22 protein-coding genes are annotated in these 21,085 nt (G+C 73.6%); 7 read left to right on the forward strand and 15 right to left on the reverse strand.

Annotated elements, in window-relative coordinates:
- Positions 1–85: 85 nt before the first annotated feature.
- Positions 86–1,375: an ALF repeat-containing protein gene (locus ACWEQL_RS31100; RefSeq protein ID WP_452153687.1), complete on the reverse strand. Its 1,290-nt coding sequence runs from the start codon at positions 1,373–1,375 to the stop codon at positions 86–88.
- Between the two features lie 116 nt (positions 1,376–1,491).
- On the opposite strand from ACWEQL_RS31100, the gene ACWEQL_RS31105 reads away from it, so the two are divergent.
- Positions 1,492–1,590 carry a nitroreductase/quinone reductase family protein gene (locus ACWEQL_RS31105; protein WP_452153688.1) on the forward strand — a complete coding sequence of 33 codons (99 nt, stop codon included), beginning with the start codon at positions 1,492–1,494 and terminating at the stop codon, positions 1,588–1,590.
- Positions 1,591–1,636: 46 nt separating this feature from the next.
- Here the strand turns inward: ACWEQL_RS31105 and ACWEQL_RS31110 are convergent, their stop codons facing one another.
- Positions 1,637–2,464, reverse strand: a complete 828-nt coding sequence (locus tag ACWEQL_RS31110; RefSeq protein WP_452153689.1) for an oxidoreductase — start codon at positions 2,462–2,464, stop codon at positions 1,637–1,639.
- Between the two features lie 87 nt (positions 2,465–2,551).
- On the opposite strand from ACWEQL_RS31110, the gene ACWEQL_RS31115 reads away from it, so the two are divergent.
- Positions 2,552–2,962 carry a MerR family transcriptional regulator gene (locus tag ACWEQL_RS31115; protein ID WP_452153690.1) on the forward strand — a complete coding sequence of 137 codons (411 nt, stop codon included), beginning with the start codon at positions 2,552–2,554 and terminating at the stop codon, positions 2,960–2,962.
- Positions 2,963–3,020: 58 nt separating this feature from the next.
- Here the strand turns inward: ACWEQL_RS31115 and ACWEQL_RS31120 are convergent, their stop codons facing one another.
- From ACWEQL_RS31120 to ACWEQL_RS31150, 7 genes are all read right to left on the reverse strand, one after another.
- Positions 3,021–3,224 carry a hypothetical protein gene (locus ACWEQL_RS31120; RefSeq protein WP_452153691.1) on the reverse strand — a complete coding sequence of 68 codons (204 nt, stop codon included), beginning with the start codon at positions 3,222–3,224 and terminating at the stop codon, positions 3,021–3,023.
- A gap of 127 nt (positions 3,225–3,351) precedes the next feature.
- Positions 3,352–4,356, reverse strand: a complete 1,005-nt coding sequence (locus ACWEQL_RS31125) for a TolB-like translocation protein (RefSeq protein WP_452153692.1) — start codon at positions 4,354–4,356, stop codon at positions 3,352–3,354.
- A 60-nt stretch (positions 4,357–4,416) separates the two neighbouring features.
- Positions 4,417–5,694 (reverse strand): MFS transporter, encoded by a 1,278-nt coding sequence (locus ACWEQL_RS31130; protein WP_452153693.1) that lies wholly within the window; start codon positions 5,692–5,694, stop codon positions 4,417–4,419.
- Positions 5,695–5,699: 5 nt separating this feature from the next.
- Positions 5,700–6,623 (reverse strand): alkaline phosphatase family protein, encoded by a 924-nt coding sequence (locus tag ACWEQL_RS31135; protein WP_452153694.1) that lies wholly within the window; start codon positions 6,621–6,623, stop codon positions 5,700–5,702.
- 175 nt (positions 6,624–6,798) lie between these two features.
- On the reverse strand, positions 6,799–8,082 hold the full coding sequence (locus ACWEQL_RS31140) for a S8 family peptidase (protein ID WP_452153695.1): 1,284 nt from the start codon (positions 8,080–8,082) through the stop codon (positions 6,799–6,801).
- A gap of 995 nt (positions 8,083–9,077) precedes the next feature.
- On the reverse strand, positions 9,078–10,121 hold the full coding sequence (locus tag ACWEQL_RS31145; protein ID WP_452153696.1) for a helix-turn-helix domain-containing protein: 1,044 nt from the start codon (positions 10,119–10,121) through the stop codon (positions 9,078–9,080).
- Positions 10,122–10,388: 267 nt separating this feature from the next.
- Positions 10,389–10,655, reverse strand: coding sequence for a YciI family protein (locus ACWEQL_RS31150; RefSeq protein ID WP_452153697.1), 267 nt, complete (start codon positions 10,653–10,655; stop codon positions 10,389–10,391).
- A 22-nt stretch (positions 10,656–10,677) separates the two neighbouring features.
- Here ACWEQL_RS31150 and ACWEQL_RS31155 point away from each other — a divergent pair, with 22 nt between their 5' ends.
- Positions 10,678–11,481: a Crp/Fnr family transcriptional regulator gene (locus tag ACWEQL_RS31155; protein WP_452153698.1), complete on the forward strand. Its 804-nt coding sequence runs from the start codon at positions 10,678–10,680 to the stop codon at positions 11,479–11,481.
- 350 nt (positions 11,482–11,831) lie between these two features.
- Here ACWEQL_RS31155 and ACWEQL_RS31160 read toward each other — a convergent pair whose 3' ends face one another.
- The 4 genes from ACWEQL_RS31160 to ACWEQL_RS31175 all read right to left on the reverse strand — a co-directional run bounded on the left by ACWEQL_RS31160 (position 11,832) and on the right by ACWEQL_RS31175 (position 15,012).
- Positions 11,832–12,140: a DUF6247 family protein gene (locus ACWEQL_RS31160; RefSeq protein ID WP_452153699.1), complete on the reverse strand. Its 309-nt coding sequence runs from the start codon at positions 12,138–12,140 to the stop codon at positions 11,832–11,834.
- A 540-nt stretch (positions 12,141–12,680) separates the two neighbouring features.
- Positions 12,681–13,577 carry a YhjD/YihY/BrkB family envelope integrity protein gene (locus ACWEQL_RS31165; RefSeq protein WP_452153700.1) on the reverse strand — a complete coding sequence of 299 codons (897 nt, stop codon included), beginning with the start codon at positions 13,575–13,577 and terminating at the stop codon, positions 12,681–12,683.
- Between the two features lie 313 nt (positions 13,578–13,890).
- On the reverse strand, positions 13,891–14,085 hold the full coding sequence (locus ACWEQL_RS31170) for an antitoxin (protein WP_452153701.1): 195 nt from the start codon (positions 14,083–14,085) through the stop codon (positions 13,891–13,893).
- A 231-nt stretch (positions 14,086–14,316) separates the two neighbouring features.
- A complete protein-coding gene (locus ACWEQL_RS31175; protein WP_452153702.1) occupies positions 14,317–15,012 on the reverse strand; it encodes a response regulator in 696 nt (231 codons plus the stop codon).
- Between the two features lie 238 nt (positions 15,013–15,250).
- Between ACWEQL_RS31175 and ACWEQL_RS31180 the strand changes: the two genes are divergently transcribed.
- The 3 genes from ACWEQL_RS31180 (at position 15,251) to ACWEQL_RS31190 (ending at position 18,724) form a co-directional block, all read left to right on the forward strand.
- The gene (locus ACWEQL_RS31180) at positions 15,251–16,189 is read left to right on the forward strand and encodes an ABC transporter ATP-binding protein (RefSeq protein WP_452153703.1); all 939 of its coding nucleotides are present in this window, start codon (positions 15,251–15,253) and stop codon (positions 16,187–16,189) included.
- Entirely contained in the window at positions 16,186–17,004 is an 819-nt protein-coding gene (locus tag ACWEQL_RS31185; RefSeq protein ID WP_452153704.1) for an ABC transporter permease, read from the forward strand. The genes ACWEQL_RS31180 and ACWEQL_RS31185 overlap by 4 nt, the downstream gene beginning before the upstream one ends.
- A 121-nt stretch (positions 17,005–17,125) precedes the next feature.
- A complete protein-coding gene (locus tag ACWEQL_RS31190) occupies positions 17,126–18,724 on the forward strand; it encodes a sensor histidine kinase (RefSeq protein ID WP_452153705.1) in 1,599 nt (532 codons plus the stop codon).
- Positions 18,725–18,851: 127 nt separating this feature from the next.
- Here the strand turns inward: ACWEQL_RS31190 and ACWEQL_RS31195 are convergent, their stop codons facing one another.
- Complete coding sequence (locus tag ACWEQL_RS31195; RefSeq protein ID WP_452153706.1) at positions 18,852–19,415, reverse strand: TetR/AcrR family transcriptional regulator; 564 nt, start codon at positions 19,413–19,415, stop codon at positions 18,852–18,854.
- Positions 19,416–19,652: 237 nt separating this feature from the next.
- Between ACWEQL_RS31195 and ACWEQL_RS31200 the strand changes: the two genes are divergently transcribed.
- Positions 19,653–20,378 carry a CatB-related O-acetyltransferase gene (locus tag ACWEQL_RS31200; protein WP_452153707.1) on the forward strand — a complete coding sequence of 242 codons (726 nt, stop codon included), beginning with the start codon at positions 19,653–19,655 and terminating at the stop codon, positions 20,376–20,378.
- 57 nt (positions 20,379–20,435) lie between these two features.
- Here the strand turns inward: ACWEQL_RS31200 and ACWEQL_RS31205 are convergent, their stop codons facing one another.
- Positions 20,436–20,867, reverse strand: a complete 432-nt coding sequence (locus ACWEQL_RS31205; protein ID WP_452153708.1) for a DUF7144 family membrane protein — start codon at positions 20,865–20,867, stop codon at positions 20,436–20,438.
- Positions 20,868–21,085: the final 218 nt, after the last annotated feature.

Here is a 21,085-nt window from a genome sequence, read left to right on the forward strand (position 1 = left end):
CGCGTCCGTTCGGACGCGGTGGCTCGCGGGGCCGGGCAGGGCTGTGGCCCCCGTGGTGAGGGCCGGGTACGCCGAAGGCGGCCGATCAGGCCTGCGAGCGGCGGCGCGACGCGGCGACCGCGCCGGCGCCCAGCACGACGGCCGCGCCGGCGAGGGCGGCGAGGTCGGCATGCGGGGTGGTCGAGCCGGTGGCGGCCAGCGTGCCGCCGACGCGCGGGGCGTCCACGGTGCCGGTGACCGCGGACGTGGTGGCCGTCGTGCCGGTGACGGTGGAGGCGGCGACCACGCCGGTGCCCGTCGATGCGGTGCCCGCGGTGTTTCGCGCGGCCTCGGCAGCGGCCTTCGCGGCCGCCTGGTCCTTGGCGCGAGCCGTGAACTGTCCCTCCTTCAGGAAGGCCCGGACGTCCGCGATGGTGCCGTCGAGGGCGGCGTTGCCGGCCTTCTGGACCTCGGGTCCGCCGGCCTCGACGAGCTGGGAGACGTGGATCCGGTCGTCACTCGCCCGCAGCGGCTCCAGCTCCGACTTCAGGAAACGCTCGAGGTCCGCGGCGGTACCGGCCAGCGCCTTCTCGGCCGCCTCGCGGACGTGCCGGCGGGTGCTCGGGTCGTTGACGATGCGCTGGACCTCCGCGCGGTTCTCGTCCTCGGCCCGCGCGATGTGCTGGCCGGTCCTGAGGAAGGCACGGACGTCCTCGTGGGTGCCGTTCATCGCCGTGTTGGCGGCCTTCTGCACCGCGGGGCCACCGCGGCTCAGGATCTGCATCAGCAGAACCCGGTCGTCGTGCTCGGCCGGGTTCTTGATGCCCACCTTGAGGAAGTGCTCGACCTCGGCGGCGGTGCCCGTGAGCGCCTTCTCCGCGCCCTCGCGCACACCCGGGCCGGTGCTCGGATCGGCGAGGATCCGCCGGAGCTCGGCCCGGTTCTCGTCCTCCGCGCGGGCCACGTGCTGACCGGTGGTCAGGAAGGCGCGGAACACCGCGAGGTCGTTCGACTGGAACGCGGCCTCGCCGGCCTTCTGCACGGCCGGACCACCGACGTTCATCAGCTGCAGGATCGCGATCCGCGCGTCGTCCCGGCGGATCCGGTCGACCTCCGACGCCAGGAAGCGCGCCCGGTCCTCCGGGGTGCCGGCGAGCGCCTTCGCCGCGTGCTCGCGGAGGTACCTGCTCGGGGCCGTGACCAGGTAGTCGTTCGGGTAGACGAGCAGCTTCTCGATGGCGGCCCGGTTCTCCTCGTCCGTCTTCGCGTCGGCCGGGTCGGTCTGTTCCTGCCCCGTCGGGGCGGTGTCGGCGAGCGCCGGGGTCGCCCCCAGTGCGACGGGTGCCGCTGCCGTGGCGAGGAAAACGGCAGCGGCGAGCGAACGACGGATCTTCAACGGTCCCCCGGGATCTGAACGAGTGTGGGCCCCGCCTGCGATTTCGCGGCGGTCGGCCGAGTGATCGTATAGCGACGACCTCCCACTGTCGAACGCCTTTCGAAAGCCATCCGTACGTGACGGCCCCGTGCCCGAGCGGGGACGGGCCGGCGTACGACGAGTACCAGGCGAGGACGGACCGGGAGATCCCGGTGGTCGTCATCGAACCCGCCTGAGCCCCCCGCCCTCCGCCCGTCGGGGCGCAGGGTGGGGGGGCATCGATCAGAGGGAGGTGGAGAGGGCCACGTGGCGCCACTGGTCCAGTTCGCGCCGGACCAGGTCCAGCTTCGCCTCGACGCGCTCGACCGCGTCCGCGCCCAGCTGGAGGCGCAGTGGGGGCTCGGTGGCCTCGGTGAGGTCGACGATCGCCTCGGCGGCCTTCGCCGGGTCGCCCGGCTGGCGGCCGTCGAAGTGGGCCAGGGCCTCGCGTACCGGTCCCGCGCCCGCGGCGTAGTCGGCGATGGTGGCCGGCTCGGTCCTGAAACTGGAGTGGCTCAGGAAGTCCGTGCGGAAGCCGCCCGGCTCGATGATCGTGACGCGGACGCCGAGGGGGGCCAGTTCGCCGTGCAGCGCTTCGGAGATGCCTTCGAGGGCGAACTTCGACGCGCCGTACAGACCCGTCGCCGGCGCGGTGGCGAAGCCGCCCACGGAGCCGATGTTCAGGACGTGTCCGGATCGCTGGGCACGCAGGGTCGGCAGGGTCGCCCGCAAGGTGTTGAGCACGCCGAACACGTTGACGTCGAACAGTGACCGAGCGGCCTCGTCCGACACCTCCTCGATCGCGCCGAGGAGGCCGTAACCGGCGTTGTTGGCCACGACGTCGATCCGGCCGAACCTGGCCAGCCCGGCCTCCACGGCGGCCGTCAACTGCTGCGGTTCGGTCACGTCCGCGGTCACCGCCAGCAGGCCGTCCGGCAGGTTCGGGTAGGCCTTGAGCACCGCCGACGCGTCCCTCGCCGTGGCGATCACGCCGTGTCCCCGCTCCAGTGCTTCCCGGGTGATCTCCGCGCCGAGCCCCCGCGATGCCCCGGTGACGAACCAAACGCTCATGTTCTCTCCTGTTCCGATGGATCGACGGCTCGACGCTAGGTCCTAGAGTCGGGTCTAGATCAACAGCTGTGGAACGGAGGGGCACTGATGGACCTGAGCATCGGTGAGGTGGCGCAGCGCAGTGGGCTGAGCGTGCACGCGTTGCGGTTCTACGAGCGGGAGGGCCTGTTCGCCAACCCGGTACGCCGTCTGTCCAACGGCCGCCGTGTCTATCACGAGGAGGATCTGGAGTGGCTGGCGATCTGCACGAGGCTGCGGTCCTCCGGCATGTCCTTGGCGATGATCCGGCGGTACATCGAGCTGGCCCGCCAGGGCACGGGTAACGAGCACGAACGGCTTGAGCTGCTGCGCAGCCACCAGGCGCATGTGGAGGCGCAGATCCGGGAGTTGCAGGGGACCCTGGACGTGATGCGGTACAAGGTGCGGATCTACGAGGAACACCTCGCCCGTGGCGAGGCCGACCGTCTCTGGAACCCGTCCCACCCGGATGCCGGGTAGGAGTCGGGCTCTGTGGACCGGCGCTGTGAGGTCGTGCCTTCGCGGACGGCTCCCCGCGTCATCGGCCCGGGGTTCGGCAGGCGGGTTCGTGCCAGGTGGTGCGGACGACGGTGCCGCCCGGGGAGAGGTGTTCGCTGGACCAGGTGCGGCAGCACCTGGTGCGCGGGCGGGCGGGGGCGGGCGGCCGGGGGCCGGGCAGGGCGGCCCCGGTGCGGCGCTGGGGGCGGCGGACGGTGGTGGGGGTGGGCGGAGTCGTCGTCATGCGGCAGTGCCTGCCCATTCGGGGTGGGGGGCCAACCCGCGGTCACTCGAACGAAGGAGGGAACGAGGCCCGGCCCGCGCCGCGGGTGCTCGCGCGGCGCGGGCCCGGGTGGGCCGGTGGGGTGCGGTCAGCGGATGACGGCGGGGGCGAGGGCGGCGGCGACGAGGACGGTGGGGGTGCCGGTGCCGTCGGCGGGAACGCTCCACAGGTCGCTGCCGTCGTCACTGGGCAGGGAGTAGGCGACGGTGTGGTCGTCGACCCATAGCGCCTGGTCGTCGAAGGAGCGCTGTTCGGTGGTCCGGGTCTCGGCCATGTTCTTCAGATCGAGGACGTACAGCTGCCAGGGGGCGTCCTCGGACAGTCCGGGGACGCGCTTCTTGTAGGCGATGCGGGTGCCGTCGGGTGACAGGGAGGGGCATTCGACGTTGCCGTGCAGGGTGGTGAGGGTGTGTGCGACGGCGTCGCCGGCGACCAGCCAGGTCCGGCCGCCGCTGGCGAGGGTGGCGTAGAAGTGCTGGTCGTCGGCGAAGGTGACGCCCCAGATGTTGGTGTCGGCGGCCTGGTGGGGCCGGCCGTCGAGGGTGACGGCGTAGCTCTCCAGGTTCTCCTGGAGGGCTCCGGTGCGGGTGTCGAGGATGGTGGTGCGGGTGGAGAAGTCGGTACCGGCGTAGGAGTCGCCGCCGACGAAGACGGTCCAGGCGGCGAGGTGCCCCGAGGGCGAGACGCGGGTTCGGGTGGGGATGCCGGCGAGGTCGTGGTGGCGTTGCTCCTTGAGGTCGGCGTCGAGGACGACGGCGCGGTAGGTGTCCTCTAGGACGCCGTGGACGGCCTGCAGACAGATCCCGGTGCCGGCGGCGGCGTGGAAGCGCAGGCAGGCCGGCGCCGAGACGGTACGGGTGGCCTTGGGGTCGGCGAGCGGGACGGCGGCGATGTGGTCGCGCTGGTCGCCCCAGGTCATGCTGCGGAACACCAGGCGCGGCCCATCGGTGTGCGGTCCCAGGCTGACGGCGCCCGTCCGGGACGGAGGCCCGTCACCCGGGTGTTCGTCGGCGCGCAGGACGGTCCGGACGCCGGCCGCGACGAGAACGGCGGCGACGGCGAACAGGACGAGCAGACGGCGGGCGAATGTCATTCGGGATCCTCTGGGTTCTTCGGCATCAAGGGAAGCAAGCGGGCGGGCGGGGCGAGGTGGTCACGCGGCCGGCGCACGTCCCGGGTCATCGGTGAGACGGCCCAGCAGGCGGGGGGCGAGGGCGAGGGCGAGGGTGAGGGCTGCGGTCATGGTGGCCAGGGCCGCGGTCTCGCCCCAGCGGTTCCACAGCGCGCCGAGGAGGAGCGAACACGCGAAGCGTCCGGCGCCCTGGCCGGAGCCGACGAGGGCGAGGCCCGCGCCGCGGCGCTCTTCGGGGACGGCGCCGGCCGCCGCGGCGGCGAGGATGCCGTCGGTGGCGGCGTAGAAGAGGCCGTGCAGGCCGAGGATCACGGCGGCCGGTCCCGTACCGCCGCCGACGGGGCACGCGAGGAGCAGGCCGTAGGCGGCGAGCAGGGCGGCGTGGCCGAGGACGAACATGCGCCGGCGCCCGATCCGGTCGGCGAGGGCGCCGAGGGGGACGGCGAGCAGCAGGTAGACGGTGGCGGTGCCCAGGGGCAGGAGGGGGAACCAGCCGGCGGAGAGTTCGAGTCGGCGTTGCAGCAGTAGGTACAGGAAGGAGTCGCTGACCGTGGCCAGGCCGAGCAGGGCTGCGCACCCGGTGATGCGGCGCAGGGCCGGCAGGCGTAGCAGTTCACGCAGGCGCATCCGCGTGGCGGTGGGGCCGGCGGGTGTGGGGCGTAGGGCGCGGCCGGGGACGAAGAGGAGGAGGACGAGGACGCCGAGGGCGGCGATGTAGGAGCTGACGGTGAAGACGGCGTGGAAGCCGCCGGGGGCGGCGCGCAGGATGAGGAACGCGATCAGGGGGCCGGCGAGTGCGCCGGCGGTGTCCATGGCGCGGTGGACGCCGAAGGCGCGGGCGCGGTGTTCGGGTGGGGTGGCGAGGGAGATCATGGCGTCGCGGGGTGCGGTGCGCAGTCCCTTGCCGATGCGGTCGGTGGCGAGGACGAGGCCGATGAGGGGGGTGGTGCGCACGATCAGGAGCGCGGGACGGCAGAGGGCGGAGAGGCCGTAGCCGGTGGCGGCGACGGCCTTGTGGCGTCCGCCGCCGCGGTCGGCGAGGAAGCCGCCGATCAGGCGCAGGGTGGCGGAGGCGCCGTTGAAGAGGCCGTCCAGGACGCCGAGGCCGAGGGGGGAGACGTGGAGGACGGTGAGGAGGTAGAGCGGCAGGACGGCGGTGACCATCTCGGAGGAGACGTCGGTGATGAGGCTGACCGTGCCGAGGGCGAAGACGGTGGGGGCGATCCGCGCGGACCGCCCCGGCCCAGGGGCCGGGGCGGCGGCGGACGGCGCGGTACGTCGGCTGTCCGCGAGGTACATGGCGCTTAGTTCCAGATGCCCGCGATGTCGGAGGCGCTGGCGGCCTTGCCGGCGTGGGTGGTGAGGCCGGCGAGGTCCTCGAGGGTGCGGAGCATGTCGTAGTGGTTGTACTTGGTGGTCGAGACGGAACCGGCCTTGACGGGCTGTCCGTACAGGACGGTGGGGATCTGGTTGCCGCTGTGCCGGTTGTCCTCGTCGAAGGTGACGACGAGGAGGCTGTTGTGGGTCTTGGCCCAGGCGGCGTAGGCCCCGAGGTTCTTCTTGATCCAGCCGTCGCCGGTGCCGACCGAGCAGTCGTGCATGTCGCTGCAGAGGTTGGGGACGACGAAGGAGACCTTGGGGAGCTTGGCGAAGTCGGTGGGGAACTGGGTCATGGTGTGGCCCGTGTCGGCGGGGACGTTCTTGAACGCGAACCAGGGGTTGTGCTTCTGGGCGTACTTGCCGCTCTTACAGGTGGTGGAGCCCTCGCTGGGCAGGGATTCGTTGTAGCTGCCCCAGGTCTTGCCGGCGGCGATCAGTTCGGAGGCGAGGTTGGGGGCGGTGTTGGTGCCGGGCTTGAAGCAGCCGTCGCCGGTGATGCCCTGGGTGCCGCCGGAGAAGAGGGCGAAGTAGTTGGGCTGGCTGGGGTGGGTGATGCCGTAGGAGGCCTTGAGGGTGGCGCCGCCCTGACCGAGGGAGTTGATGTACGGGGCGTCCTTGGCGCCCATGACCTGGTTGTAGGCGTGGTTCTCCATCACGACCACGACGATGTGGTCGGGTTTCGGGACGGCCACCGACGCGGAGGCGGAGCCGACGCCGGTCAGGGTGGTGGCGAGGCCGGCGGCCAGGGCGGTGGGCACGGCGACGGCGAGGGCGATCTTCTTGCGGGGGCGGCGGTGCCGGCCGGGGGTGGCGGGGGTGTTGGCGTCGGTGGGGTTGTCGCTGGACATGTGTGTCTCCTGTGTCGGGGAGTGGGAGTGGTCCGGTACCCGGGGCGGCGTCGGTGCGGCGGCCGCCGGTACGGACGGGGTGGGAAGGAACCCGGGCCGGGGGGTGACCTGGCCGTCGGCGCCGCGGGTCGTGCCGTCGCGCCGGGCCGCGCCGGGAGTCCCGGCGGGTGGGCGCTCACCTGGTGGGGTTGTCGCCCAGGCCCTTGACATACAGGAGCCGGTTGGGGGTGTTGCTGCCGGGCTTGCCGATCTTGCCGGGGGTGGCGGCCTTGATCAGCGCGTCCTGGACCTGGGCGGGCGTGGCCCTGGGGTGGGCCGACAGGTAGAGGGCGGCGGCGCCGGCGACGTGCGGGGCGGCCATCGAGGTGCCGGTCAGGCTGCGGGTGGCGTTGTCACCGGTGTGCCAGGTGGAGGTGATGGCGGTGCCGGGGGCGAACAGGTCGGTGCACGCGCCCCAGTTGGAGTCCGGGCGCCGCTGGTCGTCGGAGGCGGAGTTGTTCACGACGATGGCCTCGGCGATGTCTCCGGGCGAGTTCTTGCACGCGTCGGCGCCCTTGTTGCCGGAGGAGACCACCCAGGTGACGCCGGAGGCGATGGAGGCGCGGATCGCCTTGTCCTCGGCGGCGCTGACGCCGCCGTTGATGCTCATGTTGACCACGGCGGGCTTGACGGCGTGCTTGGTGACCCAGTCCGCGGCGGAGATGATCGCGGAGGTGGGGATGCTGTCGTTGCACGGTGTGACCCGGACCGAGACCAGCTTCGCGCCCTTGGCCACGCCGTAGTCCTTGCCGCCGACGGTGCCCGCGACGTGGGTGCCGTGGCCGATGCAGTCGGCGCCCGCCCGCCCGTCGCCCACCAGGTCCACCCCGATGGCGGCGCGACCGGCGAACTGGCTGTGCGTGGTGCGCAGTCCGCTGTCCACCAGGTAGACGGTGACGCCCGCGCCGGTGTTGGGCGCCGCGTAGGCGTTGTCCAGCGGCAGGTTGCGCTGGTCGATGCGGTCCAGGCCCCAGCCGGCCACCGAGGCGGCCGCCGCTGCGGCATCGGATTCGGACCCGGGCGCCGCGTCCAGGTGGTGGGTGGCGTCCTGTTCCACGGAGGCGACCGCCGGGTCGGCCGCGACCCGCCGGGCCTGGTCGGGCGTCATCTCGGCGGCGTATCCGTGCAGGGCGGTGTCGAAGACGGTACGGACGGTGCCGCCGTGGGTGCCCGCCAGCCGACGGGCGAGGGACGCGGACGCCGTGTCCTCGGCCGGTGCGCCCTGGGCGGCCTGCGCAGCCGGTGCGGCCTGCGCGGTGTCCGGGGCGGGGACGGCGGCGTCCTTGAACACCACCAGGTAGCGGCCGGCTATCGGCTCACCCGCCGTGGGGGCCTGGCCGGCGGCCCGCTCGCCGGCGTTCGCCGGGCCGATGACCACCACGGCCACCGCGGCGGCGGCGACGGTGGAGGCGATGGCCACGGTGGGCAGCTTCGGCCTGCGGGCATGGCGACGTGCACGGTTCGGGGACAAGGGGACTCCCTTGGAGGAATGCGGCGAGGTTTCGCCGGTTTCGGGGATGAAGCGGTGGGACGCGTGACGCACCGACGGCGCACGTGAGGGGCGTCGGGTGTCCGGGCGGATCCGCCGGGGAGCGGGATCCGGGCCGGTCGGCGGCACGCGGGTGGGACGGCCGGCGGGCACACGGGTGAGGGGTACCGGGTGTGCCCGGCGGTGCGGGGCAGAGGGGTTGTCGCCGCCGACGGGCGCGCGGGTACGGGCGCGGTCCGCGGCCTCGGGTCGCCGGTGGGGCTCGGCACGGACGAGGCCGCGGTCACCGCGCGCCAGGAACCAGGTGCCACGGGACGGCGCAGCACCGGACGGCGGCCGCGGAGGGTGTGGCGCGGCGCCGGGTGGTCCTGGCCGGGCGGTGCGGACGGTTCAGCGGGTGTGGGCCGCTGAACCCCGTCCGCCGCGCTCGACCCCGAACAGCGGTGGCATCCCGGCGATGTGGCGATCCGTCACTGCCGGGTGACCGTCGCCGCCATGGTCCGGCCGCGGGCTCCTCATCGAGGCGCTCATGTCGGACCTCCGCCGTTCTGCCCGGGCGACGAACACGTGGCGCGGGCTCGTACGTCCGCCCTGGTGGTGCCGACGGTGCCGGCGGCGGGGGCGGTGCGTCTCGCGCTCATGGATGTCTCCTGTGTGGGGTCGGGGACCGGACCGCACGAGGCGGACCGGTCCCCCCGGCCGGGTGGGGACACCGGGACGGGTCCACGATCCGAGGCTTGGACCCAATTCCGGTGGCGGCCAGGACAATAGAAGTACCGTCAGAAAATCACGGCAGGAGCCACTTACCGCCAGTGGCGCGATCTGGCCATGAAGGTCGCATACGGCCGGTGAGGGGCGTTCGCACCTCGCCCGCACGCCCCTCCCGGGCCGCCGCGACCCGCCCCCACCGGCCGGATCGGGCCCGGTCAGATCCAGCCGTTGCGCACGGCGTGCAGCGCCATCTGGAAGCGGGTGACCGATCCGGCACGGCAGTTGAGCTGCTCCAGGTGCCGCGAGAGGGTGCGTCGGCTGACGCCCAGGAGCTCGGCGATGGTGTCGTCGGTGACCCCGGTGGCCAGCAGCTCGACGATGCGTCGGTGGATCGGGCTGAGCGCCGGCGGCACCCGCTCCCCCAGGTGCATCGGCAGGGCGGCGCGCCACGACGTCTCGAACAGCCCCGTGAGCGCGGACAGCAGACTCGACGGGTGGACCAGCAGCATCGAGTCGTTGACCTCCGCCTCGACGAAGGACATCGACACGATCGCCAGCCGGCGGTCGAAGACCGTCAGCTTCACCGGGACGGTCGGCAGGATCCGGGCCTGCTCCCCCGCAGCGATGGACGGCTGGATGTTCACGGCGTAGTACGCCACGTTCTGGACGGCGGAGCGGGAGTAGACGACCCGGTACTCCACACCCTGGCGCAGGTTCTCGATCTCGATCGGGTTCGCACCGCCGTGGGTGTGGTACGGCGGCGAGTCGAACCGCAGCACCTCGGTCTCGGCGGCCTCCTCGATCGTCTCGATCCGCTCGACGATGGCCGCGCCGGTGACGACCTCGACCAGGTTCTCCGTCGGATGCGGACTGACCGAACGACGGTAGGAGCGGTAGGCGTTGGCGGCCGCCTGCTGTGCCTCACGCAATTCGGCGGTCCGCCGGTGCGCCAGGAACTCCAGCGCCACCGTGGGCTCCACCGGTACGTTGCGCCGCCCCGCGGTCTCCGACACGGTGACCAGGCCCAGTCTGCGCAGGTGCGCGAGGTGCCGCTCCACCTCGGGATCCTCCCGTACCCCGCCCTCGCCGGCCACGTCCTCCCGCACCCCGTCCTCGCCGGCGGTGTCCTCCCCCAGCGGGTCCCCGGCCGGGTGCGTCTCGTCATCGGGCCCGGTGGCCAGCAGCGCCACGTACGCCTCCGCCTCCCCGCGCGTCAGCCCCAGGCGGCACAACAGCTCCGGCAGGTTCTCGTCGGCCATGCGCGTTCCTCCCCGTCATGGCGGCCGAATCCGGGGCGAACCGGTGACAGCACGGTCGCGCCCGCATCCCGGCACCGCACGCCGGGGGCCGCATTGCGGGGCATAGTGACACGTACTCGCCGGTAGGTCTTGGGCCATCCAATCCCGAACCAAGATCCACACCGGCTGCTACCAAGATCTCCCAGCCCTCACCGACCCTCTTGACCAAACCGAGGCCTTCTCCGCAAATCCCGCCCAACCCTCACCGCCTCGACCCCGGTGTCGTGATCAGCTGCCGGGCCCGACCACCGGCACCCACTCCCTGACGCCCACGACCTCCACACCGGGCGTGCGGTAGTACGGGTCGGCGTCCACGATGCGGTCCAGCTCCGCCGGTCCGACGGCGAACACCAACAGCGCGCCGGTGTCGTCCGCCCAAGGGCCGGCCGCGAGCAGACGCCCCTCCTCGTGGAGCCGGGCGAGCGACGCGCGGTGCGCCGGCCGGGCGGCGAGCCTCTCGGGGCAAGGGGTGAAGGCCAGTTCGAGAATCATCATGCGCCGACGGTACGGTCGGACGGTGACGAGGTCAGTATCAACCGCTACAGCGGCGCCGTGGCGGTCACTGGCCGCCGTACCACTGCTGGCCGCGCTCCCCGAGGAGCGGCTGCGGGACCTGTGGTCCGCGTCGCACCCCAGAACCCTTCAGGCGCGCGAGGTGCTGTGCGGCGCGGGCGACCGGGCCGGGCATCTCCTGCTCCTGCTGCGGGGCAGGGTGTCCGCCACCGCCACCACGGCCGCCGGGCGGGTGGTCCGTTTCGGCGAGTGGACCGGGCCCTGTGCCCTCGACAAGGTCGCCGTCCTCGACGGCCGCGGGCACACGGCCACCCTCACCGCCATCACCACCTGCACGGTGCGGGCCCTCCCACGCACCCGGTTCGAGGAGCTGATCGACGACGTCCCGGCGGTACGCCGACACGTCCTGCGACTCCTCGCCGCCCAGGCCCGGCAGCAGCAGGAACGGTTCACCGACGCCGCCACGCTTCCCGTCGAGGCCAGACTGGCGGCCTGGTTGCTGACGCGGGCCGCGGCCTCCGCCCGGGGGGAGGTCCAACTACCCGGCACCCAACAGGATCTGGCGGACCTCCTGGGGACCACCCGGGTGACCGTCAACCGTCTGCTCTCCCGGATGCGCCGCGAGGGCCTGGTCACGGTCACCGGCCGAACGATCGCGGTGCTCGCACCGGAGCTCCTGGCCCTGCGCGCCGGCACCCCCTCACCCCCGGCGGACCACCATCGCGGCCGCGAGCCGCGGCCGCCCGGTCCCACGGGTACGGCCGGGAGGCTGAGCCCGGATCACCGCACCCCGTCCGGCACACCCTGATCCTCCAGCCCGACCGCGTCCTGCCCACCCACCCCAACGCCCTGACCTTCACCGCGCTCGGCCACGACGGCGCCGCCGGCATCATCCCCGCCGTCCTGCACCACTACCACCGCTTCGCGCCGCGCCGCGCCTCGACGACGGCGGCGGCGGCGGCGCCACCGTCCGGTTTCTGCTCACCGCTGCGGCCATCCGCACCCTGCGCGACACCGGAGCCGACATGAACGCCAAGTACAAGGAGACCGCACACGGCGGCCTCGCCCTCCACATCCCCCAATGCTGACGCGCGCGCCGAGCCCCGGCCCCCAGGCAACCGGCCCGGCGGGAAGGGGCGTTCGGCGAGACGGACCCGATCACGCCCCGAAGAACTGCCCCAGATCGGTGCCGTCCTCGTCGTCCATGCCACCGGCGACGAAGGCGTCCACGGCGGGAGCGCTGTCCAGCCGCGCCTGCCACGTACGGACGACCTCGTGAAGGGGCGTCAGGTCGTAGGTCTGGCGTGAATCGTCCAGGGCCTTGGCCCAGTCCCGCTCGAACGCCCGCAGCCACCGGTTCCCGCGGTCCGCGTCCTCCTGCGCGCGGATACGGGAGAGCAGCCGGGCGGCGGCGCGGGGGGCCGGGGACGGCGGCGGAGCGGGAAGGTGTTCCGGCTGAACGCTCACAGGGGTCCTCCACTTCGTCGCCGCTCACGCTACGGCAATCGGGCGGGCGCGATGGTGGTCACGCGCTGATTCCTCCGCCGCCGGCCGGGGTGCGCGCCCGGGTGTACCCGGGCGGGCCGCGGTTCAGCCGACCGGTGGCAGTCGGGGAAGCCTGAACCAGGGGTTCGGTCCCGGCTCGGGTGCCCGGCCGTCCGCCCGGGGCCAGTGGGACGGGCGGTGCACCCAACCGTCGTCCTCGCCCGCGCCGTCGTCCTCGCCCGCGCCCTTGTCCTCGCCCGCGCCGGGGCCGACGAGGTGCGGCTCACTTCTGGAGGGGTGACGATCCGTCGAGGAGCTCACCCAGCACCCAGGCCGGGAGCACCCATGCCACGGCGAAGAGCACCAGACAGGCCACCGCCGAGATCGTGAACTGCCCTGCCACGCTTTTCGCGAACCGCTTCATACCCGCCCCCACCGTCCGTCCCGCATCGCCCATTCCGACGTCGTGCGCACCCGGACGGTTCCTCGCCCCGCTGATCGGCGCGGGCGGCCGCCGGGTGCTCAGCGTTTCCTCTTCAGGCGGCCCAGGACGCTCGGGCCGCGGGTGGTCTGCCAGCGTGAGCGCGCCTGGCGGAGCACGGTGTCCCATTCGTCGCGGACCTCGTTGTCCGGCGGGCGCTCGCCGCGGCCGATCCTGTCGAGCTCGTCCTGCACCTCCCGGCCCAGCGCCGCGGAGGCCACGGTCGCGAGCATGGCGCCGAACAGGGCGGAGAGCATGGCGAAGACCGCCCCGATCGCACCGTAGCGGTTCGTGTAGGAGCTGAAGAGACGGGGCAGGTAAACGCTCATGGCCACGGAGTAGCCGGTCAGCGCGGTCGCCCCGATGAACCCGAACGGCACGAGGCCGATCCTGGGGATCCGGCCGGCGGACAGGAGCCGCCCGCTCCAGATGAGGAAGGCCGCCGTCAGGGGCGCCTGCACGAGGGCCGCGCCCAGTTCCAGGGGCCTGCGGCCGAGAGCGGCGTGGAGCAGGCCGCTCAGTGCGGCGTACACGGCCAGCAGCGCGATCCACTTCAGGCCGTTCACCGTGTTGCGGACGCTCAGCGGCTGCAGCTCCCAGCCCTGCTCGAAGAGCCTCTGGGAGGCCCGCGCGAAGCTCAGCACCGAGACGATGAGGAACGCGGCCCCGAAGAGCCCCACCGCGCCCGATGTGCCCGACGAGGAGAGGATGTCGCGCACGGCCTCGGCGCTGTCCGCGGTGAGGCCGTAGCGGTCGATGATGCGTTCGGCGATGTCCCTGCCACCCAGCTGGACCAGCAGGCCGCCGCAGAGGATGGCCAGGGGCACCAGGGCGGTCAGCGCGGAGGAGGCCAGGGCCATCGAGCGGTCGAAGCCCACGAGCCGCTGGAACCGGCCGACCACGCGCAGTGCGAACGCCGGGCGGAGCCAGAAGGTCACCGCCCTCAGGATGGTCTCGCGGCTGATCCGTGTCGTTTGGCCCTCCGCGGTGGCAGTGGCGGGGTGTCGTCGAAGGAGGCGGGACGGGTCCGGCGGGCGCCCGCAGGGGCTCCGCGGTCAGGCCGGTGGACCGCCGCCGAGGCGATCCTCCCCGGCGGCCCCCGACCGGACCCGGCAACCCGCCGGGCACGCGCCGCCATCAGCACACGAAGGGCGGCAGCAGGGCCCGGTCCGGTCCGCGGGGCCCCGGATCTCCCGGTGCCCCGCGGACCGGCCCACGGGACCGCGCGTCCGGGGGTGGGTTGCGCCCACCTCATGCGTGGGGGTCGGTCCCCGGTCCCTGGTCCTGTCCGAGCTGGTCCTTGAGCTTGTCCTGAACGGTGTCGACGTGACCGCTGTACTTGCCCTGGGTCCGCTCGTCGACGGCGTCGCCCGCGCGGTCGACGCCCTTGGACGCCTCTTCCTCGTGGCCCTTCAGCATGTGCTTGAGCCGGTCCATCATGCCCATGGCTACTTCCTTCGTCCGTGACCCCCACTCCTCACCAGTGGAGCAGTGGTGGCGCGGTTCGGCATGTGGAGGGGGAACGGGCGGGGCGCGACGGGTCCGCGTGACGGGTCCGGGGCCGGCGCGACCGCTGCGGGCAGTGTACGGCCGGACGCCATTCGCCGGCCGACGCCGCCCGCGATGGTCCGCCGGGGTGCCGGGACCGAGGCCACCCGGCCGTTCAGCCCCGCCCGTTCAGCCCCGGCCGGGCGGGATCAGGCCGGGCGGGATCAGGCCGGCCTCGTGCGCGGCTATGGCGGCCTCCACGCGGTTGCGTGCGCCCAGTTTCGTCAGCACCGCGCTGACGTGCGCCTTCACCGTGCCCTCCACGAGGTGCAGGCGGCCGGCGATCTCGGCGTTGGAGAGTCCGACGCCGAGGCCGGCCAGCACGTCGCGCTCGCGTTCCGTCAGCCGGTCCAGGGACCGGTGGGGATGGGCCGACCGGTGGGCGCGCAGGCCGGCGATGACCCGGCCGGCGACCCGTGGGGACAGGTAGGCACCGCCGGCGCCCACCGCCCGCACCCCGTTGAGGAGTTCCCTCGGGTCGTCCGCCTTGAGGAGGAAGCCGTCGGCACCCTCCTCCAGCGCCCGGGTGATGTAGTCGTCCTGGCCGAAGGTCGTCAACATGATCACACCGACCGCCGGCAGGTCCCGGCGGAACCGCGCCACGGCCGTCAGGCCGTCGAGGCCGGGCATCTGGATGTCCAGCAGGACCACGTCCGGCCGGTGCCGGAGGGCGAGGTCGAGGGCGGCGTGCCCGTCACCCGCCTCGGCGACCACGTCGATCTGCGGGTCCCGGGCCAGGATGGCCCGCACGCCGGCCCGGACCATCGCCTCGTCGTCGGCCACCAGGACCCTGACGGGACGGCTGTTCGGTTTCGTCTCCTCCACACCGCGAGCCTACGACGGTGAAACCGCCGGTCCGGCCGGCCGTGCCACGGATCGGCCCCGGGGCGGACGGCTCCCCCGACGAAAGACGGGTGACATCATGCCTTTCGACCAATGGGCACCGTAGCCCCGCGCTCGTAGCGTCGCTGCCGTGGAGGAAAGCGGGCGGTCCCGCCCCCTCCCGTACGCCGCGCCCGGCATCCCGTGCGCCGGACGTCCGACCGACCGCGAAGGAGCTTCCGTGATCAGTATCCGGGGCCTGACGAAACATTACGGCGCCACCCTCGCCGTGGACGACCTCACGTTCGACGTCCGGGCCGGCCGGGTGACCGGCTTCCTCGGGCCCAACGGGGCCGGGAAGTCCACGACGATGCGCATGCTCCTGGGACTCGACCACCCCACCCGCGGCCGGGCCCTGATCGCCGGCCGACCGTACGCCGACCTGCGCCGTCCACTGCGGGCGGTCGGCGCGATGCTGGACGCCCGGGCCGTCCACCCCGCCCGCTCGGGGCGCGCGCACCTGATCGCCCAGGCCCGGACCAACGGGATCCCGGTGCGCCGGGTGGACGAGGTGCTGGAGACGGTGGGTCTGGCCAAGGCGGCCCGCCGGAAGGCCGGTACGTATTCCTTGGGCATGAGCGGGCGGCTCGGGGTCGCGGGCGCACTGCTCGGCGACCCGGCCGTGCTGATCCTGGACGAACCGGTGAACGGCCTCGACCCGGACGGTGTGCGGTGGATCCGCCGCCTCGTGCGCGACCAGGCGGCGCAGGGGCGCACCGTGTTCCTCTCCAGCCACCTGATGAGCGAGATGCAGCTGACGGCCGACCACCTGATCGTCATCGGACGCGGCAGGCTGCTGAGCGATACATCGATGGCGGAGTTCCTGGCCGCCGCCTCGCCCGTGTCGGCCCGCGCCTCGGCGCCCGACCCCGAGCAGCGCTCCGCCCTGGTCCGCCGCCTGATGACGCTCGACGGCGTCCGGGTCGAGATGGAGGCCGACGGCGGGGTCACCGTCGCGGGCCGGACCGCGGCGGAGGTCGGCGACCTCGCCCACCACTGCGGGATCCGGCTGCACGCCTTGAGCGATGTCCAGGTGTCGTTGGAGCAGGCGTACATGAATCTGACCGCGCGCAGCGTCGAGTACGCGACGGGCGGCACCGGCGAAGGGGGACGGCCGTGACCACGACGACGGCCTCCGGCGGGCGGACGGCCCCGCCGCGGGCCCCGCACGACCTGACGGGCGGGCGGCTGCGCGGCGGGTTCGCCGGGGCGCTCGCCGCCGAGTGGACGAAGCTGTGGTCCGTCCGGGGCCCCTCCCTCTGTCTGCTGGCGGGACTGGCGCTCACCTGTATGTTCACCTTCTACTTCGCGTCGATCGCCCGTATCAACGAGCGGCCGCCGCAACCGGTCGGGAACGCGGCGGCGGCCTCCGCGGTCGTCACGCAGTTCGCCGTCGTCGTCCTGGCGACGGTCGCGGTGAGCGGCGAGTACTCCACGGGCACCGTGCGGGCCTCGTTGCTTTGGGTGCCACGTCGGCTCCGGGTCCAGGCGGCGAAGGCATTGGTCACCGGTGCGGTCGCGTTCCTCGCCGGCGCCGCGTTCGCCGCGGTGGGCACGGCCATCGCCTGGGGCGCGTTCGACGGGCGGGCCACCTTCGACACCGGTACCACCGTCGCACAGGTCCTCGCGGTCGGGCTCTACCAGGCACTCGTCGCCGTCCTCACCGTCGGGGTGGCCTTCGCCGCCCGGCATGCCGCCGGTGCCCTGTCGGCGCTCGCCACGCTGCTGTGGGCGCTGCCGAGCGTCCTCGTGGGGCTCGGCGGCGACATGCTCGCAGCCGTGAACGACCGTCTGCCGTACGGCGCGGGCGACCACCTCATGCGCGTCGGCGACGACGCCCCGTACCCGGCAGTGACGGCGGTCCTCGTCGTCGCGGGATGGGCCGCGGCGTCCAACGCGATCGGCCTGTACGTGCTGCGCCGCCGGGACGCCTGACACCGCGTCGCTCCTCTCCCGGATGCGCCGCGAGGGCCCGCCGCCCGGTGGGCACCCGACGCCGTCCCGCAGAATCGCTCCGAGTGCCCCGCGACACCGACCGGAAGGACATCGACGCACCATGCGGTACCCGCGCATTCCCCCGACCAGGTCCGTGCTCGTCGACGGGGCGCTGTGGGCCGTGCTCGCCGCCGCGACCGCGCTCGGGTTCCGGGACGCGGGCGCGGCCCGGCCGGTGGCGGACCTGCTGCTTCCGCTGGTCGTGCTGGCGGGGGTCGTGCCGCTGTCCCGCAGCCGTCCGGGGGCCGCGGTGCTCCTCGCCAACGGGCTGTGCACACTGGGTCTGACCGGCTCCGCGACCCCGGCCAACGCCCAGGTCCTGTCGGTGGCCGCGCTCAGCTACCTGCTCGGGGTCAGGGTCGCCGGGGCTCCGGGCCCGCTGGCGGTGCTGGCCGGATGCCTCGTCGTCGATCTCGTGAGCTGCGCCGTACTGGAGGCGCCCGCCGTATGGTGGTTCTACGCCCTGACGGTGCTGCCCGCCGCTCTCCTGCTCCCCTGGCTGGCCGGACGCCACTGGCGCGGCCGGCGTGAACTCGTCCGGGAGGGATGGCGGTTGGCCCGGAGCCTGGAGGAGCGGCAGCACCTCGTCGCCGACCGGGCCCGGCTCACCGAACGGGCCGGCATCGCGGCCGACATGCACGACTCGCTCGGCCACGTCCTGAGTCTCGTCGCCCTGCGCGCGGGCGCCCTGGAGCTCTCCCCGGACCTCACCGACCGCGACCGCGCCGACCTCGCCGAGCTCCGCGGCACGATCGCGGACGCGGTCGAGCACCTGCGGCAGACCGTCGCCGTCCTGCACGGGCCTCGGGCACCGGACCCGGCCGGCCCGGCCGCCGAGGACACCGTCGAGGACCTCCTCGGCCGGGCCGTCGCCTCCGGGGTGCCGGTCCACTGGGAGCGACACGGCGAGGAGCCCGCACTGCCGCCACTGGTCGAACGCGGGATGTACCGGGTGGTGCAGGAGGCGCTCACCAATGCCACCAAGCACGCACCGGGCGGCCGGGTCGCGGTGGGGATCCACCACGAGGCCGACCGCACCCGGGTGAGCGTCGTGAACACGGCCGCGCCGAAGGGCGCACCGGCCGCGGTGAAGGACGGACCGGCCGCGCGGCGGCCGGCCGACGCCGGCGGCAGAGGACTGACCGGTCTGCGGGAGCGGGTGACGGTGCTCGGCGGCACCCTGCACACCGCTCCGCACCAGGGTGGCTTCCGGGTCACCGCCGTCCTCCCGCACCAGGTGCGTGCCGCGGTACGGGCGGCAGACCCCGGCACCGCACCCGAGTCCGCCGGACGGCTGGCCGAGGTGCGGCGGGCCGCGCGCCGCCGGGCCGCCGCCGCCTTCGCGGCCCCGGTCGCCGCGGCGGCGTTCTTCCTCCCGGCCGCGGTCTACCTGGCCTGGCAGCTGACGACGGGCGTGCTGCCGCCGTCCCGGTTCGACGAACTGGAGCCCGGGCGCTCCCGCGCCGCGCTCGCCCACCTCCTCCCGGACCACGCCTTCCGGTACCCGCCCGACCGGGCCCGGTCCTCGCCCCGACCACCAGGAACCAGCTGCGAGTTCTACCGTTCCGGTCGCGACCTGTTGAACGAGGCCGACCTCTACCGGCTCTGCTGGTCCGGCGACGTCCTGGTGGCCAAGGACACCCTGGAGTCCGGCGGTTGACCGAACGGACGACCGACCGGACGGCGGGCGAGACCCCACCGCCCCCCGGCGACGGCCCGGGGCGCGAGGTCGTCGCTGTGCGAGCCCTCCGGCCGGGCACGAGCCCGCCGGCGCCGGGGGCCCGCGGTCAGGTGGCGGTGATGGTGAACAGGCCGGCGCGGGCGGCCAGCGCCGCGACGGCCGCCGCACGGTGGGCGTGGACCTCGCTCAGGGGTTCACGGGTGACGAACAGGCGGTGGTACAGCGGCGCGGTCGCCGCGCGCACGACCTCGCCGGCGTCGGTGCCGGGCGGGACGTCCCCCCGCCCGACGGCACGTTCGACGACCACGGCCGCCTGCCGGTGGCGGGTGTCGAAGAACGCCCGCAGGGCCTGCGCCCCCAGGTCGGAGCGCAGGGCCGCCGAGATGATCGCCGTCGGCGCGGCGCCCAGCTCGGGATCGGTGAACACCGCGTACACCTCGTGGGCGATCTGCCGCAGGTCCTCGCCGAGGTCACCCGTGTCGGGCGCGGTCCACGGCTGGTCGGCGGAGGAGGCCAGCGCGTCCGCAACCAGACCGTCCACCCCGCCCCAGCGCCGGTACAACGTCGCCTTGTGCACGCCGGAGCGGGCGGCGACCGCCTCCACCGTCAACCGGTCGTAGCCCTGCTCGGCCACCTCGGTGAGGGTGGCCCGCACGACATCGGCCCGCACCCGGGCGCTACGGCCTCCGGGCCGCACGGCGGCGGTGCCGGGTGCAGGGGTGGCGGGAGACGGGGTGGCGGGAGACGGGGTGGCGGCTCCGGGTGTGGCTGACTCAGACAAAGTCGACTCCAGTCGCGTTAAGACTTGCGTGGCAGCGGTCGATCCTGACATGATCCATCTTAACGCGACGGACATCGCGTTAGCACTCGAAAGAGCCCCACCCCACTCCTCGACGACAGGACCACCATGACCGCCGACACCCCCGCCAACGCCAACGCCATCACCCAGGCCACCACCGACACCGCCGACGTCATCCCGGCCCACACCACGCTGCACCCTCTGCCCGGCCACGACCGCGTCGTCCTGCTCCGCAACCTGATCACCGACCCGCGCATCGAGGTCGGCGAGTACACCTACTTCGACGACCCCGAGCACGCCACGGCCTTCGAGCAGCGCAACGTCCTCTACGGCTACGGCCCCGAGCGCCTGATCATCGGCCGGTTCTGCGCGATCGCCTCCGGCACCCGCTTCCTGATGGCCGGCGCCGACCACCCCACGATGGGCGTCTCCACGTTCCCCTTCACCATGTTCGGCGGCACCTGGACCGAGCGGACCCTGGACATCGCCACCTCCATCCCCAGCCGCGGCGACACCGTCATCGGCAACGACGTCTGGTTCGGCTACCAGAGCGTCGTCATGCCCGGCGTCACCATCGGCGACGGCGCCGTGATCGCCGCCGGCTCGGTCGTCACCGCCGACGTCCCGCCGTACACCATCGTCGGCGGCAACCCCGCCCGCCCGATCCGCCGCCGCTACGACGACGCCGACACCGACCGCCTGCTGCGCGCCGCCTGGTGGAACTGGCCGGTCGAGCTCATCACCGAACACCTGCGGACCATCATGGCCGGCACCCCCGCCGAGATCGAGCGCATCGCCCACCAGCACGACCTGCTCGCCCCGGAGGCCTCCTGACCACCCGAGGAATGACCACCCGACGAACGGGCCCACCCGGGCATCGGGCGCACGGCCTCAGCCCACCTCCTCGGTCGTGCCCACGCACAGGGCCCAGATGACGAAGCCGTCGAGCGCGATCAGCACCAGCGCCCAGAACGGATAGTGAGGCAGCCACAGGAAGTTGGCGATCATGGTGAGCCCGGCCATCACGACACCGACCACCCGCGCCCAGAGCGCGCCGCCACCACCGAACAGCGCCGTCCCTGCCGCGACGAGGAGCACACCGAGGACCAGATGGATCCATCCCCAGCCGGTGACACTCAGCTCGTAGGCGTAGTTCCGGGTCACCACGACCAGGTCGTCACCCGCGATCGCGGCGATCCCCTGCAGGACCGCCATCACACCGTTGAACAGCAGCATGATCGCGGCGAACGTCGTCCACCCACCCGCGTACGCGCGCTCCACGGTCCGGGTACGACGACCGCCTCCGGTCACACTGCCCGCCATGGCATGGCCTCCCTCGCAAAGCGACCGCGTCACCCCACGGGGCGACCCGCCCGAGCACTCTTCCTCCAGGCTGCCAGCACCCGCACCGCCCCGCGAGAGCAAGCCCCCCGTACGAGCACCCACCACGCGGTGCCCCCACCGGCCGCCCCCACCCGCCGTCCCCGTACGGGCGGCGCGGTCCGGCGAGCGGGCGGCCGAGCGGGCGGCCGAGCGGGCGG

It is taken from the genome of Kitasatospora sp. NPDC004240, from assembly GCF_053603215.1.

Bases quoted from the DNA above. Each gene is read 5' to 3' on its own strand.
- ACWEQL_RS31110 (WP_452153689.1), bottom strand. From the start codon at position 2,464: ATGAGCGTTTGGTTCGTCACCGGGGCATCGCGGGGGCTCGGCGCGGAG.
- ACWEQL_RS31115 (WP_452153690.1), top strand. From the start codon at position 2,552: ATGGACCTGAGCATCGGTGAGGTGGCGCAGCGCAGTGGGCTGAGCGTG.
- ACWEQL_RS31120 (WP_452153691.1), bottom strand. From the start codon at position 3,224: ATGACGACGACTCCGCCCACCCCCACCACCGTCCGCCGCCCCCAGCGC.
- ACWEQL_RS31125 (WP_452153692.1), bottom strand. From the start codon at position 4,356: ATGACATTCGCCCGCCGTCTGCTCGTCCTGTTCGCCGTCGCCGCCGTT.
- ACWEQL_RS31130 (WP_452153693.1), bottom strand. From the start codon at position 5,694: ATGTACCTCGCGGACAGCCGACGTACCGCGCCGTCCGCCGCCGCCCCG.
- ACWEQL_RS31135 (WP_452153694.1), bottom strand. From the start codon at position 6,623: ATGTCCAGCGACAACCCCACCGACGCCAACACCCCCGCCACCCCCGGC.
- ACWEQL_RS31145 (WP_452153696.1), bottom strand. From the start codon at position 10,121: ATGGCCGACGAGAACCTGCCGGAGCTGTTGTGCCGCCTGGGGCTGACG.
- ACWEQL_RS31150 (WP_452153697.1), bottom strand. From the start codon at position 10,655: ATGATGATTCTCGAACTGGCCTTCACCCCTTGCCCCGAGAGGCTCGCC.
- ACWEQL_RS31170 (WP_452153701.1), bottom strand. From the start codon at position 14,085: ATGGGCATGATGGACCGGCTCAAGCACATGCTGAAGGGCCACGAGGAA.
- ACWEQL_RS31190 (WP_452153705.1), top strand. From the start codon at position 17,126: ATGCGGTACCCGCGCATTCCCCCGACCAGGTCCGTGCTCGTCGACGGG.
- ACWEQL_RS31200 (WP_452153707.1), top strand. From the start codon at position 19,653: ATGACCGCCGACACCCCCGCCAACGCCAACGCCATCACCCAGGCCACC.
- ACWEQL_RS31205 (WP_452153708.1), bottom strand. From the start codon at position 20,867: ATGGCGGGCAGTGTGACCGGAGGCGGTCGTCGTACCCGGACCGTGGAG.